This window comes from Lentzea sp. NBRC 102530, assembly GCF_030269365.1.
Taxonomy (GTDB): Bacteria; Actinomycetota; Actinomycetes; order Mycobacteriales; family Pseudonocardiaceae; genus Lentzea.
In genome coordinates this window covers 90805-108751 of the sequence record NZ_BSTF01000017.1, presented here as the reverse complement: position 1 = coordinate 108751, position 17947 = coordinate 90805, and the positions used below count along the sequence as shown (strand labels likewise).

The following is a 17947-nucleotide window of genomic DNA, read 5'->3' as shown; positions in this document are numbered from 1 at the left end:
TCAGAAGGTGGACAGGTGGACATCCTGCTGCGGCCCTGGACCCTGGACGACGCCCCGACCATCCTGGCAGCCGCGGCGGAACCGGTGATGAGCCGCCAGTTCACCATCCCGATCGACTCGCTCGCGGCCGCCGAGGACTGGATCGCCCTGCTCACGGCCCGCCGCGCCGAGGACACCGCCTACTCGTTCGCCGTGCTGGACGCCGGCGTGCCCGTCGGCAACGTGGCCGTGTCGAGCGTGGAACGCCGTCACCTCACCGGGTGGATCTCGTACTGGACGCTGGAAGCGGCGCGGGGTCGTGGGATCGCGACCCGGGCCTGCCGGGCGGTCAGCGAGTTCGCGTTCGGCGAGCTCGGGCTGTTCCGGCTCGAACTCGCGCACCGCGTGGACAACCCCGCCTCCTGTCGTGTCGCGACGGGGGCGGGGTTCGTCGTCGAGGGCGTCGAACGGGCCCGGCTGCTCTACGACGGCGTTCGCCACGACACCGAGACCCACGCGCGACTCGCCACGGACTGAGGTTCACCCGGCGTCGCGGCGGGTAGCCCGGAGTGCATGAGCGACGTGCAGGCCGAACTGCTGATGACGTTGACGAAGGTCGCCAAGGTCTTACGTGCAGCGGAGATCCCGTTCGCCCTGACCGGCGGCTGTGCCGGTTATGCGCGCGGCGGTCCCGTGAGCGAGCACGACGTCGACCTCCTGGTGAAGGAGGAAGACGTCAACGAGGCCGTACGAGTGCTGGTGGAGGCGGGCCTGCGCGGCGCGGAGCCGCCGGAGGACTGGCTGCTGAAGGTCTACGACGGCGATTCGCTGGTGGACCTGCTGTTCCGGCCGAACGAACGGCCGGTGACCGACGAGGTCCTCGCGATGGCGGAGGAGATGCCGGTCGGTTCCGTGATGCTGCCGGTCATGCCGGCGACGTTCGTGCTGAGCAGCAAGCTGCTCGTGCTGGACGGCCACCGCTGCGACTTCAGCGAGCTGCTGCCGTTCGCGCGGGCGTTGCGGGAACAGATCGACTGGGAGCAGGTGCGTGAGGAGACCAAGGCTTCTCCTTACGCGGAAGCGTTTCTGATGCTCATCGAACGTCTCGACATCATCGGGAGGGGCCATGAGTTCCGAGCAGTACCTGGCGGCAAATCTGCGTAGGGCGGTGGCCGAGGACCCGCGGACCGCCGAGCTGGGCGTCCGGGTCACCGTGCGCGGTGACCACGTGATGCTCTCCGGCGACGTGGCGTGCGCGGACCGCCGGGCCGCGCTGGAGGAGGTCCTGCACGAGGCCGCCCCCGAGCTGACGATCTTCAACGACGTGCGCGTGACACCTGCGGGCGAACCGGAGGGTGAGGAGGACCTGCGATGATCCGTGTTGCTGCGGTCGGGGACATCCACCTCGGCGAGGACATGCGCGGGCACCTCCGGCCGGCGCTCGAGAAGGTCGGCGAGCACGCGGACGTCCTGCTGCTGGCCGGTGACCTGACCCGCCACGGGACCGTCGCCGAGGCGGAGGTCGTCGCGGACGAGTTCGCGGACCTGCCGGTGCCCGTCGTCGCGGTGCTCGGCAACCACGACCACCACGACGACAAGCCCCTCGAAGTCACCAAGACGTTGCAGGACAAGGGCATCCACGTGCTGGAGGGCACGACGTTCACCCACCGGGTGAACGGGTGCTCGATCGGCATCGCGGGCGTGAAGGGGTTCGGCGGCGGCTTCGCGGGCAAGTGCGGTAGCGCGTTCGGCGAGCGCGAGATGAAGGCGTTCATCCAGCACACCTGCGAGATCGCGGAGAACCTGCAGGGCGCACTGTCCGAACTGGACACCGACATCAAGGTCGCGCTGACGCACTACGCGCCCGTGCCGGACACGTTGCGCGGCGAACCTCCGGAGATCTACCCGTTCCTCGGCTCCTACCTGCTCGGCGAGGCCATCGACGCCACCGGCACGCACCTCGCCGTGCACGGTCACGCGCACTTCGGCACCGAGCAGGGCATGACACCCGGTGGCGTGCGCGTGCGCAACGTCGCGCAGCCGATCATCCGCTCCGCCTACACGGTCTACGTGCTGGAAGGGAACTCCTGATGACCGTCGGGGACTTCGTCGTCCAACGCCTGCGCGACTGGGGTGTGCAGCAGGTCTTCGCCTACCCCGGTGACGGCATCAACGGCATCGTGGCCGCGTTCGGCAAAGCGGACAACGACCCGAAGTTCATCCAGACGCGGCACGAGGAGATGGCCGCGTTCGCCGCCGTGGGCTTCGCGAAGTTCAGCGGCGAGGTCGGCGTGTGCCTCGCGACGTCCGGTCCGGGCGCGATCCACCTGCTGAACGGCCTGTACGACGCGAAGCTCGACCACGTGCCGGTCGTCGCGATCGTCGGCCAGACCGCCCGCACCGCGCAGGGCGGCAGCTACCAGCAGGAGGTCGACCTGCACTCGTTGTTCCGCGACGTCGCCTCCTACCTGGTCGACGTGACGGTGCCCGAGCAGCTGCCGAACGCGCTGGACCGGGCGATGCGCACGGCCGCGGCCGAGCGCGCGCCGGCCGTGCTGATCATCCCGAACGACGTGCAGGAGCAGGAGTACGCGCCGCCGAAGCACGAGTTCAAGTACATCCCGTCGAGTCCGCCGTCGCGGCCGACCTCGTCCGTCGTGCCGGCGTTGGAGGAGGTCGAGCGCGCGGCCGAGGTGCTCAACAGCGGCGAGAAGGTCGCCGTGTTGATCGGCCAGGGCGCCCGGGACGCCGCCGACGAGGTGCGCGCGCTGGCCGAGATCCTGGGCGCGGGCGTCGCGAAGGCGTTGCTGGGTAAAGACGTGCTGCCCGACGACCTGCCGTACGTGACGGGGTCGATCGGCCTGCTCGGCACCCGGCCGTCGTACGAGATGATGCGCGACTGCGACCGGTTGCTGATCATCGGCTCGAACTTCCCGTACTCGCAGTTCCTGCCGAAGTTCGGGGCCGCGCGGGGCGTTCAGATCGACCTCGACGGCCGGGCGATCGGCATGCGCTACCCGACCGAGGTGAACCTGGTCGGCGACGCGGGCGCGACCCTGCGCACGCTGATCCCGTTGCTGGAACGCAAGACCGACCGCTCGTGGCGCGAGACGATCGAATCGAACGTCGCGCGCTGGTGGGAGGTCGTGGAACGGCAGGCGCAGGTGCCCGCCGACCCGGTCAACCCGATGCGGATCGTCTCCGAGCTCTCGAAACGCTTGCCGCACAACGCGATCGTCACCGCGGACTCCGGTTCGGCGACGAACTGGTACGCGCGGTTGCTCAAGATCCGCGGCGGCGTGCGGTCGTCGTTGTCCGGCACGCTGGCCACGATGGGGTGCGCCGTTCCGTACGCCCTGGGTGCCTCCTTCGCGCAGCCGAACCGGCCGTTGATCGCGTTGGTCGGCGACGGCGCGATGCAGATGAACGGCATGGCGGAGTTGCTGACCCTGCGGAGATACGGCGTCCGTTGCGTCGTGTGCGTGTTCCACAACAACGACCTCAACCAGGTCACCTGGGAACTCCGCGCGATGGGTGGCGCACCGAAGTTCGAGGAGTCGCAGACACTTCCGGACATCTCCTACGCCGCGTTCGCCCGTTCCATCGGCCTGCAGGGCATCGAGGTCAACGACCCGGCGTCGCTGGGCACCGCGTGGGAGACCGCGCTCGCGTTCGACGGTTCGACCGTCCTCGACGTGCGTTGCGACCCGAACGTGCCGCCGATCCCGCCGCACGCGACGTTCGAGCAGATCAAGGACATGACCGAGGCCGTGCTGCGCGGCGACCCGGACGCGTGGGACCTCATGACGCGCGGCCTCAAAACCAAGATCCAGGAGTTGCTGCCGTGATCACCGGCTATTTCCTCTCGTCAGAAGAACACGGCCCGCGCGAGCTCGTCCAGAACGCGCGCATGGCCTCGGACCACGGCTTCGAGTCGTTGTGGATCTCCGACCACTACCACCCGTGGAACGGCGAACAGGGCCAGTCCCCGTTCGTCTGGGGCACGATCGGCGCCCTCTCGGAAGCCGTCACGCTCCCGATCACCACGGCCGTGACGTGCCCGACCGTCCGCATCCACCCGGCCGTCATCGCCCAGGCCGCCGCCACCGCCGCCGTCCAGACCGAAGGCCGCTTCGTGCTCGGCGTCGGCAGCGGTGAAGCCCTGAACGAACACGTGCTGGGCGACCGCTGGCCGTCCGCCGACGTCCGCCTGGAGATGCTGGAGGAGGCCATCGGCCTGATCCGCACGCTGCACCAGGGCGACGAGGTCACCCACCACGGCAAGCACTACACCGTGGAGAACGCCCGCCTCTACACCATCCCCGAACGCCCGGTGCCGATCTACGTCTCGGCGTTCGGCCCGAAGGCCGTCCGGCTGGCCGCGCGCTGCGGCGACGGCTACGTGTCGGTGGGCCCGGCCGGCGACCTCGTGTCGCAGTACCGCGCCGAAGGTGGGCGCGGGCCGGCGCAGAGCGGCCTGAAGGTCTGCTACGCGCAGTCCGAGGACGAGGCCGTCGCGACCGCGCACCGGTTGTGGCCCAACGACGGCCTGCCCGGTGAGCTCGCGCAGGTGCTGCCGACGCCGCGCCACTTCGAGCAGGCGTCCGAGTTGGTCACGTCGGACATGATCCGCGACGCGATCCCGTGCGGCCCCAACCCGGAGAAGTACGCGGAGAAGGTCCGCGAGTTCGCCGAGGCCGGGTTCGACGAGGTCTACGTGCAGCAGATCGGGCCCCAGCAGCAGGAGTTCTTCGAGTTCTGGGCCAAGGAAGTGGTGCCCCTGCTCGATGTTTGATGATGTTTGCGCAGGGCACCCGGTCCTATGAGGAGATTCCTGCGCGAGCACAGCCTGACGCTCGTTTTCGGCGGGCTCTTCCTCGCGGCGCTGGTCGGCCAGTTCTTCGCCGGCCACGCCGACTACAACGAGCGTCAGGCCGCGCTGGGCGAACCACTGATGTCCCTGGGCTCCTACCTGTTCTCCGCCGACTTCCTGGTCGACGTGGTGGAGAACTGGCAGTCCGAGTACCTGCAGTTCTTCCTGTACGTCACCGCCACCGTCTGGCTGATCCAGCGCGGCTCGACCGAGTCGAAGCCCGCGGAGAAGGCAGGCCGCGAGACGGATCGCGAACAGCAGGTGGGCGCCTACGTGCAGCCGGACTCGCCGAAGTGGGCGCGAGCCGGGGGCTGGCGCACGGCGATCTACTCGAAGTCGCTGGGCCTCGCGATGCTGGTGCTGTTCCTGTTCTCGTGGACCATGCAGTGGATCGCCGGTTGGCACGCGAACAACTCGGACCGCTGGCCCAGAAGGCCGGCCTCTTCGAGTACTTCCTGAGCGCCGACTTCTGGAACCGGTCGCTGCAGAACTGGCAGTCGGAGTTCCTCGCGATCGCGTCGATGGCGATCCTCAGCGTGTACCTGCGGCAGCGGGGGTCGCCCGAGTCGAAACCGGTCGGCGCACCGCACTCGGTCAGCGACAGGTCGGGTTAAGATCGTGGCCATGACCAACCGAAAGGGTTATGCCGCGTAGGCGCCCCGTCCGCGCACAGCGGACAGACCTGGCTGAGGTCGAGCGTGCGCTCGCCCACTGGAGCCGGTTCGTGCACGGACCCCGACGTCTCATCGTTCTCCACGAACTCGGCGTGGGATGCCTTCCGTGCTGCGAGCGCGAGTCAGCCGACTGGAACCGATCACTGCTGAAACTCGCCCTGCACACCCTGCCCGCGAAAGCGGCGCGCGAACTGTTCCACCGGATCCGGCCGCTCGACGAGCTCTACCTCGCCCGTTCCGTCCCCACCTACGACAACGCGGAACTCCGCGCCATGCTCACCGTGCAGTGAAAAGCGCGGCGGGACAAGCATCCCGCCGCGCTCTCCAAGGCGGCGCGACCACCTTCTCGGGCCGTCACCACCGCCTAAGCGAGGATCTCGCCGACCGTGCCGGCACCCACGGTCTTGCCGCCCTCGCGGATCGCGAAGCCCAGCCCGGTGTCCATCGCCACCGCCTTGCCCAGCTCCACCGTGACCTCGACGGTGTCCCCCGGCATGGCCAGCGTCCTGTCGAGCTCCACCACGCCGACGACGTCGCCGGTGCGGAAGTGGAACTGCGGGCGGTAGTTCGACGCGATGCCGGTGTGCCTGCCGCCCTCGGCGTGTGAGAGCAGGTACACCGACGCGCGGAACCTGGTGTGCGGCGCGACGCTGCCCGGCAGGGCCAGGACCTGGCCGCGCCGGACGTCACCACGACGAACACCGCGCAGCAGGATCGCGGCGTTGTCTCCCGCCTGGGCCTGCCGCATGGGCTTGCCGAACGTCTCGATGCCGGTGGCGACCGAGGTCACCGCCGCGCCGAGACCGAGCACCTCGACCGTGTCGCCGAGGCCGAGCACGCCGCGTTCCACCGCGCCGGTCACGACGGTGCCGCGGCCGGTGATGGTCATGACGTTCTCGATCGGCATCAGGAACGGGCCGGTCACGTCCCGCTCGGGCACCGGGACGTGGGAGTCCACGGCGTCGAGCAGGTCGGCCACCGACCGCACCCACACCGGGTCGCCCTGCAACGCGCGCAGGCCGGAGACGCGGACGACCGGGGTGGCGTCGCCGTCGAAGCCGTACTGGGAGAGCAGGTCGCGGATCTCCAGCTCCACCAGGTCGAGCAGCTCCGGGTCGGTCACCGTGTCGGCCTTGTTCAGCGCCACCACCACGTACGGCACGCCTACCCGATGCGCGAGCACGACGTGCTCACGCGTCTGCGGCATCGTGCCGTCCTCCGCGGACACCACCAGGATCGCGCCGTCCAGCTGCGCCGCACCCGTGATCATGTTCTTCACGTAGTCGGCGTGGCCGGGCATGTCGACGTGCGCGTAGTGCCGCGTGGGCGTCTCGTACTCGACGTGCGCGATGTTGATCGTGATGCCGCGGGCCAGCTCCTCCGGCGCCCGGTCGATCCGGTCGAACGCCGTGAAGGTCGTGCCCGAAGGGTCCTTTTCGGACAGAACCTTGGTGATGGCCGCGGTCAGCGTGGTCTTGCCGTGGTCGACGTGACCCATGGTGCCGATGTTGAGGTGCGGCTTGGCGCGCACGAACTCCTGCTTCATCTCTGTTCCTCGAAGGCGAACCGGTGGCTCAGAACCGATGGACCGCTGCCACCCTCCTCCAGCGGTCCTGAAGGAGGGACTGGAGAAGGGTCAGAGTCGGGCGCCGGCCGACGGTGCCACTGCGACGGCGAGCGCGCCCGCGGGAACACCCGCGTGCGTGTTGAGCTCAGCCGTCAGGAACATGCGGTGATCGTGACAGGCGGTCTAGACCGCTGTCACCCCATTTTCGGCCAGCCCGATCAACGCCCGCGCGGCCGGGCTGTGCGGGCCGGTGGCACGCCACGCGAACGCGAGCCTGCTGTGCGGCACGGGATCGGTGATCCGCACGGCGTGCAGCGCGCCCACCATCGACTCGGCCAGGACCGCCGGACCGAGCCCGCGTTCCGCGAGCGTGATCACCATCGGCGGTGCGGAGGCCTCGAACGCGATCCGCGGCGAACGTGAGCCGCAGGCGGCGTCCAGCGCTCCGCGCAACCCGGTTCCCGGCGGCAGGCTGATCAACCCGCGCTCCAGCAGTTCGTCCAGTCGAACGGATTCCCTGCCGTACCAGGGGTCCTCCGCGCAGACGGCCGCCACCAGCGGTTCGTCGGCCAGCACCCGGACGGCCAGCCCGTCCGGCGCGGCACCCGCGTACCCGATCAGCGCGAAGTCCAGCGAACCGTCCACAAGGGACGAGATCAGCGCGTCGGAGTTGGCCTCGGACAACGTGATGTCCACCGCCGGGAACGACGAGTGGAACGCCGCCAGCAGTTCGGGCAGGTCCATGATCCCGCACGACACGACCATCCCGGCGCGCACGGACCCGCGCACCAGCCCGGCCATCTCCTCCACGGTCCGCCGCGCCGACTCGACCGACCCGAGCGCCGCCCGCGCCAGCGGCAGCACCGCCGCGCCCACGTCCGTCAGCGTCACGGTCCGCCCGGAGCGGTCCAGCAGGTCGTGCCCGAGTTCCCGCTCCAGCCGCCGGATCTGCGCGCTCACCCCGGGCTGCGCGACGTGCACCCGTTCCGCCGCCCGCGTGAACGACCCGGACTCCGCGACCGCGACGAAGTACTCCAGCTGCCGAAGCTCCATAACCAACGATTATAGAAGACAGCATGACTAGATCTTGGACATATAAGAGCAGGCCAAGCACGCTGGAAACATGCAGATCTTCTACCCCGGAGACGCCGGTTACGACGAGGAACGCAGCGGCTTCCAGACCGGACTCCGCCACGAACCGCAGGTGGTCTTCGCCGTGCAGAGCGTGCGGGACGTCGAGGAGGCCGTCCGGTACGCCGAGGTCCACGGCCACGAGTACGCGGTCCAGGCCACCGGCCACGGCCTGACCACGGCCACGACGGGCGTCCTCATCTCGACCAGGCGCTTCAACGAGGTCGAGATCGATCCGAAGACCAGGACCGCCAGGGTCGAAGCAGGCGCGGTCTGGCAGCAGGTGATCGACCAGGCAGCCGGGCACGGCCTCGCCCCGCTGAGCGGCGACGCGAGCGACGTCGGTGTCGTCGGCTACACCCTCGGTGGCGGGTTCAGCGTGCTGGCGAGGGAGTTCGGCTTCGCGAGCGACCGCGTCACCAGGACGGAGCAGATCGGCGACGTCGTCACCTCGCTGGAGTTCGAACTCCTGCCGATCCGCGACGTCCACGCCGGCGAGTTGTTCTACGCGGCCGAGCACGCGGGCCGGGTCTTGGAGGCCTTCCAATCCTGGGACCTGCCGGACCACGTCACCCCGGCGTTCACCACCCTCGGCGACGTCGTGCGCGTCACCTTCGCCAGCACGAGGCCGTTCGACATCGGCCACCTCCGCGTCGCCCCCACCCTGAAGGAGGAGTTCAGCGTCAAACCGTTCGCCCAGGCGGCGGGCAGGCCACTGCCCCCGCACGCCTACAGCGGCGACAACGTCCTCCTGAAGGACGTGCCCTTGGAGGCGCTCCAAGCAGCGCGTGAGACCGCCGGGAACTCCAGCGCCGAGATCTTCTTCGGTCTCCTCCCGCTCGGCGGCGCGCTCGACACCGACGCCACCCACCTGCTCAAGCTCGTCTCACCGGTGCTCGGCGTCGAGCAGCAGCACGAAGAGGTGTTCGACCAGGCACGACCGTTCGTGGTCGGACGTTCGCGCAACTTCCGCTACGCAGCGGGGTAGGTTGTGGGAGGGAAGCAACGGCCGTAACGTCGGGGATGTAGCCGGGTTCAGCAGCGTGCTCGGAGTCGTAGTCTCGTGCGCTTCGGCCACCGGGGAGTGCTGGTGAACGAAGAAGAGTTCCAGGAACCACCGCTGCTCACGGCACACGCCACGGAAGTGGCCGGAGTGGTGGTCATCGCGGTCGAAGGGGAGATCGACGTCGACACGGCCGATGAGGTGCTGGACGCCGTTCGGCTCGGTTTCGCCACCGCGGGGCCTGCCCTCGTCGCGGACCTCACGCTGGTCAGCTTCTTCGGCTCGACCGGCATCTCGACGCTGATCACGGCACACGAGATGGCCGAACAACGGGGCAAGAAGCTGCACGTCGTCGCGCCGCAGCGGACCGTCAGGAGACCGTTGCAGGTCACCGGCGTGGCCGACGTCCTCGCGCTGTACGACTCCGTCGACGAGGCGTTGTCGGCGTTGAAACCGGTGCCCAGCGAGTAGGCACCGGTCCCGTGCTCATCCGGCCAGGTCGACCAGCTTCGGCACGACCTCGCCGGGGGCGGGCATGGCGGCGATCTCCGCCTCGATGGTCGCGTTCGCGGCCTTGATGTCGTTGTCCCGCAACAACTTCCGCGCCAGCTCGTGCAGTGCGTCCGAAGTGAACTCCTCGCCGACGAGCCGGTCACCCAGCCGGGTGTCCCGCACGATGTCGGCGTTGCGGAACTGGTCGGCGCCCTGCGGCAGCACGAGTTGCGTCAGGCCGTTCGTCATCGCGGCGACCGTGGTGCCGGCGCCGCCGTGGTGCACGACGAGATCTGCGTGCGCGAGCAGATCCGCCTGGGGCACCCACGGCAGCACGTGCACGTTGCCCGGCACGTCGGTCAGCGCGGACGGGTCGACCTGCGGCCCCGTCGCGACGAGCACCTCGGCGTCGAGCCCGGACAGCCCCGCGACCGCGGTCTTGAGCACCTCCGGGTTCGAGAACGCCGTGCCGAACGTCAGGTAGACGAGCGGCTTCTCGTGTGCCACCACCCAATCGGGCAATTCGCCCGACTCGGCGAACGGAACGGGTCGCATCGGAATGCGATCGACGTCTGAAAGAAAGTCCAGGTCCTGCAAAGACGGCGGGAAGACGTCCAGATAAGGCGATCCGAGACCGTAATGATGCCCATTCGGCAAGGTGATGCCGAGCTCGGCGACGTACTCCAAAAGGAGGTTGCTCATCGCCTCCGGAACGAGTTCACCGTCCATCTTGCCGAATCCGTGGCACACCGCCGGGATGCCCGCGCGCATCGCGGCGAGGCCCGCGCCGGGGTTGATGAGCTCGAAGACCACGAGGTCCGGCTTGTCCCGCTCGAGCACCGGCTCCAGATCGTTCACGAACGCCCTGGGCAGCACTGATCCGAACGCGTCGACGGCCGTCTGGCGCAGCATGTCGCGCCGGAACTCCCCGGTGCCGTGCAGTTCGTTGGCCTGGCGGAACGCGTCCCAGATGCTGATGCCCGCGTCGACCACCGTCAGGCCGAGCTTTTCCACCGTCGCGTGGAATCCGCTGTCGACGGCGTAGAGGACGTCGTGTCCCTGCTCGCGCGCGGCGATCGCGAGCGGAAGTATCGGATACACGTGTCCGTGCGAGCCCAGGCTCGAAAAGAGAATGCGCACGCCGACACATTAGGTGCTCCCCGAATGGAGCGGGAGTCATTCGCGTGAATTTTGCGCCTGTTGCAGGACACTTTCCCACCGATCGGCGACAGCGGCCGGCGACGGCATGGCGGCGATCTCCGCGCGCACCTCGCCCGCCGCCCGCTGGAGCTTCGCGTCCTCGATCAGCGTGGTCAGCAGGTCCGGCGTGACCTCGCGCGCCTCGGCCCGCAGTCCCGCCCCGCGTGCGGTGACGGCGGTCGCGTGCACGGTCCGGTCACCCGGCCCCGGCTCGACGAGTTGCGGCACCCCTGCCGCGAGCGCGCCGAGCACCGTCCCCGCGCCGCCGTGGTGCACGATCCCGTCGCAGAACGGCAGCACCCGCGGGATCGGCACCCACCCGACGGTCCGCACGTTCTCCGGCAGCCCGTCGGTCCGGCCGGGACGCACCAGCACGAACTCGGCGTCCACCCGCTCGGCCGCCCTCACCACGGCCGCCATCATCCGCCCCGCCCCCGGACCGGGCGCGGTGCTGCGGCTGACCAGGATGCGCGGCCTGCCGGACGGCCCGGCCAGCCAGTCCGGCACCGCACCGTCCCCGCTGTACGGCACGAACCGCATCGGCTCACCGCCGGCGAACTCCGCGAGCGATCGCGGCGAGGTGCGCAGAACCGTTGCGGGAGAACGCACTTCGGCTTTCATCCGGCCACCGACCGCGGCCGTCAGCTCCAGCCCGTCGAACAACGACACGTCGTGCACCACCGAGGGCACGCCCAGTGCGGACCCGGCGGCGGCCAGCGGCTCGTGCACCACGACGTCCGGCCGCCACCGGTCCGAGAGCGTCCGCAACGGCGCCGTCATCGCGTCCCCGACCGTCCCGAACAGCCGCGACACGAAGTCGAGCCGACCGCTGCCACGCAGCTCCCTCTTGGCCACCAACGGATGCGTCAGCATGATGCGCAACGCGATGGGTCCGAAGCGGACGTTCGAGGGCACGACGTCCTCGACCGGAAGCCCCGAATCACGCACCCGCAGCGCCTCACCACCCGTCGCCACCAGGACTTCGTGGCCCGCCTCGCGCAACGCCAGCGCCAGCGGCATCACCGGGAAGACGTGACCGAGGAGGGGAGCGGCGACCACGAGAACACGCATACCTCCACGTTAACCCTCGTTCAGGGCTCCACGAGCCGGCGAACGGCGTCCTCGACCGTCTGCCGCCGCACCACGTGGTCCGAGGTCGACGGTGCCGACGCCCACATGGAGGCGATCGCCCCGACGAGCTGCAGGACCTGCTCGGGGGCGAACCGCGCGGACACCAGCCCCAGCTCCTGAGCCGACCGGATCGCCTCGACGTCCGCCGCCCGGCTCACCGAGCCGCGCCGCTCCAGCCGTTGCCACGTCGCGAGCCGGGCGAGTTCGGGGTGCTGGTGCTGCAGGTCGTACAACCGGCCCGCGTACCCCGGCAGGTCGCGGGCGTCGAACTCCACCGACGACGCGCCCACCACCTCGGACTGCACGGCGTCGAACAGCTCGTCCTTGCCGCCGTAGTAGGTGTAGGCGAGCCCCGCGGAACACCGGGCGATGCGGGCGATGCGTTCCATCCGGGCCCCGGCGATCCCGTAGGCGGCGAACTCGACGAACGCGGCGTCCAGCAACCGGCGGCGGGTGCGTTCCCGATCGCGGCTGGGCATCGACCCAGGCTATGACGAAGGGGCCGCGCCCATGAAGAGCGCGGCCCCAAGCTGCCTCTAGCAGTTACCCCAGGTACTTACTTCGCCATGTCGAACCAGTTGAAGCCCTCGACCATCTGACGGGTGGTGTCGCTGACGTAGCGCGGGCCGGTGAGCTCCCAGCGCGTCACCGTGCGGTAGGTGCCCGGCTGCATCGACTCGTCCTCGCGGGTGTTCTCGTCGTCCTTGACCGGGACGTACTCGGTGAAGACCTTCTTGGTCAGCGTGACGTCGAGCGACTCGTAGGCGGACTGGGTGTAGAGGTAGTTGCCCTGGCCGCTGTCACCCGCGCGGCCCGGGTCGGCGAGCTTGAGCTGGATGGTGTTGCCGTTGAACGACCCGGTGGCCGACACGACCGTGACGAGGTGACCGCCGCTGCGCTGCAACGACCCGGCCGTGGGGCCCGCCTTGTAGCGGCCGTAGACCAGCTGGATCGGGCCCTCGTTGAGCTTCTTCGCGAGCTCACCGCCGAAGTCCGAGACGTTGTTGGTGCTCACGACGCCCGAGGACGTCGTCCACCCGGCGTCGCGGGCGGGCTTGGTGGCGATGTCCCACGCCTTGCGGAGGTTCGTGAGGTTGGTGCCGCCGTCGTACTTGGCGTCCACGCCGATGCGCCAGATCGAGTTCGTGATGACGCTGAAGTCGGCCGGGTCCTTCGGGTCGAGGTTGCCGACCTTGGTGGTCAGCCAGCCGACCGGGGCGTTCTTCTCGTGGCCCCAGTAGTGCAGGACGTTGTAGAGGGAGGCCGGGCCGCAGTACGCGCCGCCGTTGTTCTCCAGGCCGGCGCGGTGCTGGTCCACGTCGCTGATCCCGCACTTCTTGACGTTGAACTGCGGTCCGACGAGGTCGGAGGCGCCGACGCACGGGACCGGCGTGCCGATGATCGGGTCGGCCACCGCGGTGGCGGGAGCGACGACGGCGGTGAGAGCGGCGGCGGCGACGAGAGCGTTGCGGATCATTTCGGTTTCCCCTTCGAGTTCCTGTGTTCCCCTGCGGTGACACAAGATTCGCCGAGGCGAACCCCCAAGGGCATGAGGGGAGAACCCTCAACGTGCAGGCCCGAAAGTTGGGTGTATCAGGGACACCCCCACGTCGCTCTGTCTCAGGCAAGGACGCGGGCGAGGTCCCTGCGACCTGCGATGCCCAGCTTCGTGTAGATGCGGCCGAGGTGGTTCTCGACCGTCTTGGGCGTCACGAACAACTCCTGCGCGATCTCCCGGTTCGCCCGGCCCGCCGCGGCCAGGTCGGCCACCCGGCGTTCGGACGCCGTGAGCGCCTCCGCCCCCAGCACGACCTGCCTGCGCGGCCGGTCTCCGAGCGCCTCCAACGCCTCGGAGGCGCGGGTCTGCAGGACGGTCGAACCGCACGCCTGCGCCAGTTCGATGGCCCGGTGCAACGGCTCGCGCGCGTCCGTCCTGCGCCTGGCCACCCTCAGCGCCTCGCCCAGGTCGACGAGCGAGCGGGTGAGTTCCAGCCGTGCGGGGGACTCCTCGAGCACCCGGACGGACTCGGTGAGGAGGTCGAGGCGATCGCCGGGGGAGGCGTGCGCGAGCAGGCGCTGGGCGGCGCCGAGTTCGGTCGCGGCACCCCACCTGCGGGCGACGTCGAGCTGTTCGGCGGCCAGTTCCTCGGCCAGTTCGTGCTGGTTGAGCAGGAGAGCGGCCCTCGTCGCCGGGGCACGCCAGGGGATCGTCGGCGGGTCCACGTGCACCTGGTGCATGGCGTCGCGCTGGCGGTAGGCCTCGGACATGGCGCGCCTCGCGTCGCCTTCGGCCAGCGCGGTGAGCGCGCGGACCTCGTGCAGCCAGATCATCGGCATGGTCAGGCGCGCGTCGGCGTGCCTGCTGTCGAACGCCGTCGTGAACGCCTTCGCGGCGGCGACGTCACCTCGTTCGAGAGCCGCGTAGACCGCGAAGTGCGTCGAGGTCGCCCTGAGGCTGATCACCTCGGACACCGGGTCCTCGTGCGCGACGGCGGCCAGCGCGCCCTCGGCCTCCGCCTCGACGGCCCGCATGTGGCCGCAGCGCCAGTTGAGGAACAGCGACGCGTTCGCCACCATCGCGAACTCGATCGGCGAGCCGTGGGCGCGGACCTTCAGCCTGGCCCGGTCGATCTCGTGCCGGGCGGTGTCGACGCCGTCCGCGGCCATCAGCGCGAGCAACGCCACCAGCCAGGCGACCATCGCGTCCGTGCTGCCCGTCGCGTCGTCGAGGTAGGCACCGTTCGCGAGCGCGCGCGTTGCGGTCGTGGCGACCTCGTCGTGCGGCCACACCTCGTAGCGGCCCATCTGGGCGAGAAGGCCGAGGAGCGTGCGTTCGTCCGGGGTGCTGCCTGCCAGGCCCGCGTACGCGCTGAGGTGGGCGGACGCTGTCTGGCGCTGGTCGGGGAGGAACGAGCGGAACACCGCGAGCCGTGCTTCGAGGTGCAGGCGTGACTCGCCATCGGGCCGTGCGGCGATGGCCTCGGTCAGTTCGGCGATGGCTGCCGCCGGACCTTCGAGCGCCGCCGTTGCCGATGCCGCCGCTGCGACGAGTTCGGCGTCCGGCAGGCCCTGTGCCGCTGCCTTGAGGTGACGGTGGGCGTTGACCGCGTCGCCGACCCGCAGCAGCGCCCGGCCGAGTTCCGCGCGCAGTGCCGCGTCCGCGGGCTTCTCGTCGACGGCCCGGGTCAGGTGGCCTGCGGCCGTGCGGGGGTCGCCGGCCGCGAGCAACGCCGCCGCGGCCTTCCTGAGCACCTCGGCGGCGTTCGGGAGCGTCCCCTTGGGAGCGTGCACGAGGTGCGCGGCGATCCGGTCGGCCGGAGCGTGGGCTTCCTGGAGTTTCTGAGCGGCCCGCGCGTGCAGCGAGGCGCGGGCGATCGGGCCCAGGTTCGCCAGCACCGCTTCCCGCACCACGGGATGCACGAACTCCAGCTGTTCGCCGGTAACCAGGACGTTGGCCGCGGTGAGCGCCTCGACGGCGGCCGGGAGGTCGGTGACCTCGGCCAGTTCGGCGGACTGCCAGGGATCGGCGTGCGTGCCGAGCACCGCGACCGCGCCCGCGAGCGCCACCGCTTCGGCCGGCAACCGCCCGAGCGTGGCGCGGAAGACCGTGCTGGGGCCGAGGGTGCCGACCTCCTCCGCCGTCTCCGGCACGTCGAGCGGCAGGCCGAGCGCGTTGAGCTCGTCGACCAGAACGCCGGACAGGAAGGGGTTTCCGCCGCTCGCCGCGTGCAGGGCGGTGATCACCTCGGGGTGCCCGCCGACAAGTTCACCGAGCGCGTCCGCCGTGAGCGGGCGCGGCAACAACCGGTCGGCGGACACGCTGAGCTGCGCGAGCGGTCCGAAGTTGTCGAGCGGTGGCCTCGTCGCGACGACCAGCGCGATCGGCAGGTCCGCGATCCGGCGCGACAGGTAGACGAGGAACTGCAGCGACGAGTGGTCCGCCCAGTGCGCGTCGTCCACCGTGATCAGCAGCGGGCGGGTGGACGAGAGGTCCACCGCGACCCACCACAACGAGTGCAACGTGCGAGCGAGCTCAGCCTGGCTCGGGTCGAGCGCGGCGTCGTCCAGGGCCTTCAGCGCCGCCCCGGACGGCCCGGCGAGGATCTTCTCGCGGATCTCGCCGGAGTACCGCGACACCGACCGTTCGACCATCTGCCGGACGACGCCCCACGCCATGGCGCTCTCCAGGGCGTCACCCACCGCCTGGAGCCTGCCGAACCCGCGCTCCTTGGCCAGCTCACGGCACTCGTGCACGAGCCTGGTCTTGCCGATGCCCGCACGGCCCTCGATGACGACGACGCGACCCTCACCACGGGTGGCTGCGTCCAGAGCTTCACGAATGTGCGCGATCTCGGAGTCACGTTCAAGTGGTTCGCGCACGAATTGATCGTAGCGGCCGCTTCCCTCGCTACACGCAGGTCATCGGCTGCGCAGAAGGGCGACTTGATGCTCCATCCGAGTGATCGTCAGTCGACGCAGCCCGGCTCGGCCGGACCCTTGCCGCTGAACTGGTCCGCGACGAACTGCTTCGCCTGGGCGGGGTCGACCCCGAGCCCGAACGTGCCGCCCCGCTCGACCTCGGGTTGCACCGGCAGCGTCGCCGTCCGGATCTTCACCGGCCCCTGGAACCGCGCCGCGAACTCCACCACGTCGAAGCCCTCGTCGACCTGGATCGTGTCCTTGACCTGGCGGGCGATCATCAGAGCCTGGTCTCCGGAGATCTTCGCGGCGAGCCCGGCGAGGAACGCCTGCTGCCGCTTCGTCCGGTCCAGGTCCCCGTTCTGCAGGCCGTGCCGCTGCCGCAGGAACCCGAGCACCTGGTCGCCGGCGATCTTCTGCTTGCCGGCGGGCAGGTCGGTGCCGCTGTACTCGTCCTTCGCCGGTGCGTTCAGGCACACCTCGACCCCGCCCACCGCGGCCGCGACCTGTCCGAACGCGGCCATGTTGACGGCAGCCCAGTGGTCGATCCTCGCCCCGGTCATCTGCTCGACCGCGTCCGTCAGCCTGCGCGGGTCCTCCATGTACAGGCTGTTGATCCGGTCGGGGCTCGACCCCACGTAGACGTCGCGGGGCAGGGAGACGACCGCGACCGACCCGTCGCCCTCGAACCGGGCGAGCACGAGCGCGTCGCTGCGGTGGTCCGGGTCCGTGCCGATGAGCAGGACGTTCTGCGCCGCCGGGGGCTGCGCGGCGGGCGCGGCGTCGGTCTTCTTGATCGTCGTCGGGATGATGACGGCGGCCGCGGCGGCAGCGGCCGTCAGCGTGGCGACCCCGACGATCAGGCCGAGCGGCTTGCGCTTCTTGGCCTTGTGCAGGTTCGCGAGCACCGTCCGGGAGTCGACGCGCTCCCCGGCCTCGGCCTCGATGGCCTGACGGATCAGGTCGTTCATGCTTGCACCCCCAGGGTGGCGGATCGGGCGAGTTCGTGGGCACGCAACGTCTGCAGCGCACGAGAGAGTTGGCTGCGCACGGTCGATTCCGTGCACCCGAGCACCTGTGCGATCTCCGCGTCGGAACAGTCCTCGTAGAACCTGAGCACCAACGCGGCACGTTGCTTACGTGGCAGCACGGCGATCCGCGCGCGCATGGCGTCACGTTCGGCGTGTGCGTCGGCCGGGTCTGCCATCGACGGCACGTGCTGCGCGAGCTCCGCGCGTTCGACGGCTATCTCTCTCGCGGCCCTGCGGCGACGCCACGACAGGTAGTCGTTGGTCACCATGCGCTTCACGTAGAGGTAGGGCGCGTCCATCGCCCCGATGCGTTCCCACTTGCCCTGCGCGCGCATGAGCACGTTCTGCACGATGTCCTGCGCCAGGTGTTTGTCGCAGGTGATGGCCGTGGCGTACCCCAACAGCCGGTCCAGCCGATCAGCGACGAACTGGTCGAACCCCACGCCG

18 protein-coding genes and 1 pseudogene are annotated in these 17947 nt (G+C 70.0%); 10 read left to right on the top strand and 9 right to left on the bottom strand.

Annotation, left to right across the window (positions count from 1 at the left end; genetic code table 11):
- The first annotated feature begins 15 nt into the window (after window positions 1-15).
- The 8 genes and pseudogenes from QSK25_RS35630 (at window position 16) to QSK25_RS35590 (ending at window position 5816) form a co-directional block, all read left to right on the top strand.
- Window positions 16-516, top strand: coding sequence for a GNAT family N-acetyltransferase (locus QSK25_RS35630; protein ID WP_285644945.1), 501 nt, complete (start codon window positions 16-18; stop codon window positions 514-516).
- A gap of 36 nt (window positions 517-552) precedes the next feature.
- The gene (locus tag QSK25_RS35625) at window positions 553-1143 is read left to right on the top strand and encodes a nucleotidyltransferase family protein (protein ID WP_285644944.1); all 591 of its coding nucleotides are present in this window, start codon (window positions 553-555) and stop codon (window positions 1141-1143) included.
- The gene (locus QSK25_RS35620; RefSeq protein ID WP_093592439.1) at window positions 1106-1354 is read left to right on the top strand and encodes a BON domain-containing protein; all 249 of its coding nucleotides are present in this window, start codon (window positions 1106-1108) and stop codon (window positions 1352-1354) included. Before QSK25_RS35625 ends, QSK25_RS35620 begins: the two co-directional genes overlap by 38 nt.
- Window positions 1351-2070 (top strand): metallophosphoesterase family protein, encoded by a 720-nt coding sequence (locus tag QSK25_RS35615; RefSeq protein WP_285644939.1) that lies wholly within the window; start codon window positions 1351-1353, stop codon window positions 2068-2070. The genes QSK25_RS35620 and QSK25_RS35615 overlap by 4 nt, the downstream gene beginning before the upstream one ends.
- Window positions 2070-3827, top strand: coding sequence for a thiamine pyrophosphate-requiring protein (locus QSK25_RS35610; RefSeq protein ID WP_285644937.1), 1758 nt, complete (start codon window positions 2070-2072; stop codon window positions 3825-3827). The genes QSK25_RS35615 and QSK25_RS35610 overlap by 1 nt, the downstream gene beginning before the upstream one ends.
- Window positions 3824-4774 (top strand): TIGR03557 family F420-dependent LLM class oxidoreductase, encoded by a 951-nt coding sequence (locus tag QSK25_RS35605; protein ID WP_285644935.1) that lies wholly within the window; start codon window positions 3824-3826, stop codon window positions 4772-4774. Before QSK25_RS35610 ends, QSK25_RS35605 begins: the two co-directional genes overlap by 4 nt.
- A 27-nt stretch (window positions 4775-4801) precedes the next feature.
- Window positions 4802-5466, top strand: a pseudogene (locus QSK25_RS35600) (DUF6766 family protein).
- A 152-nt stretch (window positions 5467-5618) separates the two neighbouring features.
- Window positions 5619-5816: a hypothetical protein gene (locus QSK25_RS35590; RefSeq protein ID WP_285644928.1), complete on the top strand. Its 198-nt coding sequence runs from the start codon at window positions 5619-5621 to the stop codon at window positions 5814-5816.
- 74 nt (window positions 5817-5890) lie between these two features.
- Here QSK25_RS35590 and tuf read toward each other — a convergent pair whose 3' ends face one another.
- A complete protein-coding gene (gene tuf, locus QSK25_RS35585) occupies window positions 5891-7072 on the bottom strand; it encodes an elongation factor Tu (protein WP_285644926.1) in 1182 nt (393 codons plus the stop codon).
- 204 nt (window positions 7073-7276) lie between these two features.
- Window positions 7277-8146: a LysR family transcriptional regulator gene (locus QSK25_RS35580; protein WP_285644924.1), complete on the bottom strand. Its 870-nt coding sequence runs from the start codon at window positions 8144-8146 to the stop codon at window positions 7277-7279.
- 70 nt (window positions 8147-8216) lie between these two features.
- Between QSK25_RS35580 and QSK25_RS35575 the strand changes: the two genes are divergently transcribed.
- Both QSK25_RS35575 and QSK25_RS35570 read left to right on the top strand, forming a co-directional pair.
- Window positions 8217-9212 carry an FAD-binding oxidoreductase gene (locus tag QSK25_RS35575; RefSeq protein WP_285644922.1) on the top strand — a complete coding sequence of 332 codons (996 nt, stop codon included), beginning with the start codon at window positions 8217-8219 and terminating at the stop codon, window positions 9210-9212.
- 102 nt (window positions 9213-9314) lie between these two features.
- Window positions 9315-9698 (top strand): STAS domain-containing protein, encoded by a 384-nt coding sequence (locus QSK25_RS35570; protein ID WP_285644919.1) that lies wholly within the window; start codon window positions 9315-9317, stop codon window positions 9696-9698.
- A gap of 15 nt (window positions 9699-9713) precedes the next feature.
- Here QSK25_RS35570 and QSK25_RS35565 read toward each other — a convergent pair whose 3' ends face one another.
- The 7 genes from QSK25_RS35565 to QSK25_RS35535 all read right to left on the bottom strand — a co-directional run bounded on the left by QSK25_RS35565 (window position 9714) and on the right by QSK25_RS35535 (window position 17943).
- Window positions 9714-10859, bottom strand: coding sequence for a glycosyltransferase (locus QSK25_RS35565; protein ID WP_285644916.1), 1146 nt, complete (start codon window positions 10857-10859; stop codon window positions 9714-9716).
- Window positions 10860-10895: 36 nt separating this feature from the next.
- Entirely contained in the window at window positions 10896-11990 is a 1095-nt protein-coding gene (locus QSK25_RS35560; protein ID WP_285644914.1) for a nucleotide disphospho-sugar-binding domain-containing protein, read from the bottom strand.
- 20 nt (window positions 11991-12010) lie between these two features.
- Window positions 12011-12529 (bottom strand): TetR/AcrR family transcriptional regulator, encoded by a 519-nt coding sequence (locus tag QSK25_RS35555; RefSeq protein ID WP_285644912.1) that lies wholly within the window; start codon window positions 12527-12529, stop codon window positions 12011-12013.
- 77 nt (window positions 12530-12606) lie between these two features.
- Complete coding sequence (locus QSK25_RS35550) at window positions 12607-13527, bottom strand: hypothetical protein (RefSeq protein ID WP_285644910.1); 921 nt, start codon at window positions 13525-13527, stop codon at window positions 12607-12609.
- Between the two features lie 143 nt (window positions 13528-13670).
- A complete protein-coding gene (locus tag QSK25_RS35545) occupies window positions 13671-16430 on the bottom strand; it encodes a helix-turn-helix transcriptional regulator (RefSeq protein WP_285644907.1) in 2760 nt (919 codons plus the stop codon).
- 86 nt (window positions 16431-16516) lie between these two features.
- Complete coding sequence (locus QSK25_RS35540) at window positions 16517-17440, bottom strand: LCP family protein (protein ID WP_285644905.1); 924 nt, start codon at window positions 17438-17440, stop codon at window positions 16517-16519.
- Window positions 17437-17943, bottom strand: coding sequence for a SigE family RNA polymerase sigma factor (locus QSK25_RS35535; RefSeq protein WP_285644903.1), 507 nt, complete (start codon window positions 17941-17943; stop codon window positions 17437-17439). The genes QSK25_RS35540 and QSK25_RS35535 overlap by 4 nt, the downstream gene beginning before the upstream one ends.
- Window positions 17944-17947: the final 4 nt, after the last annotated feature.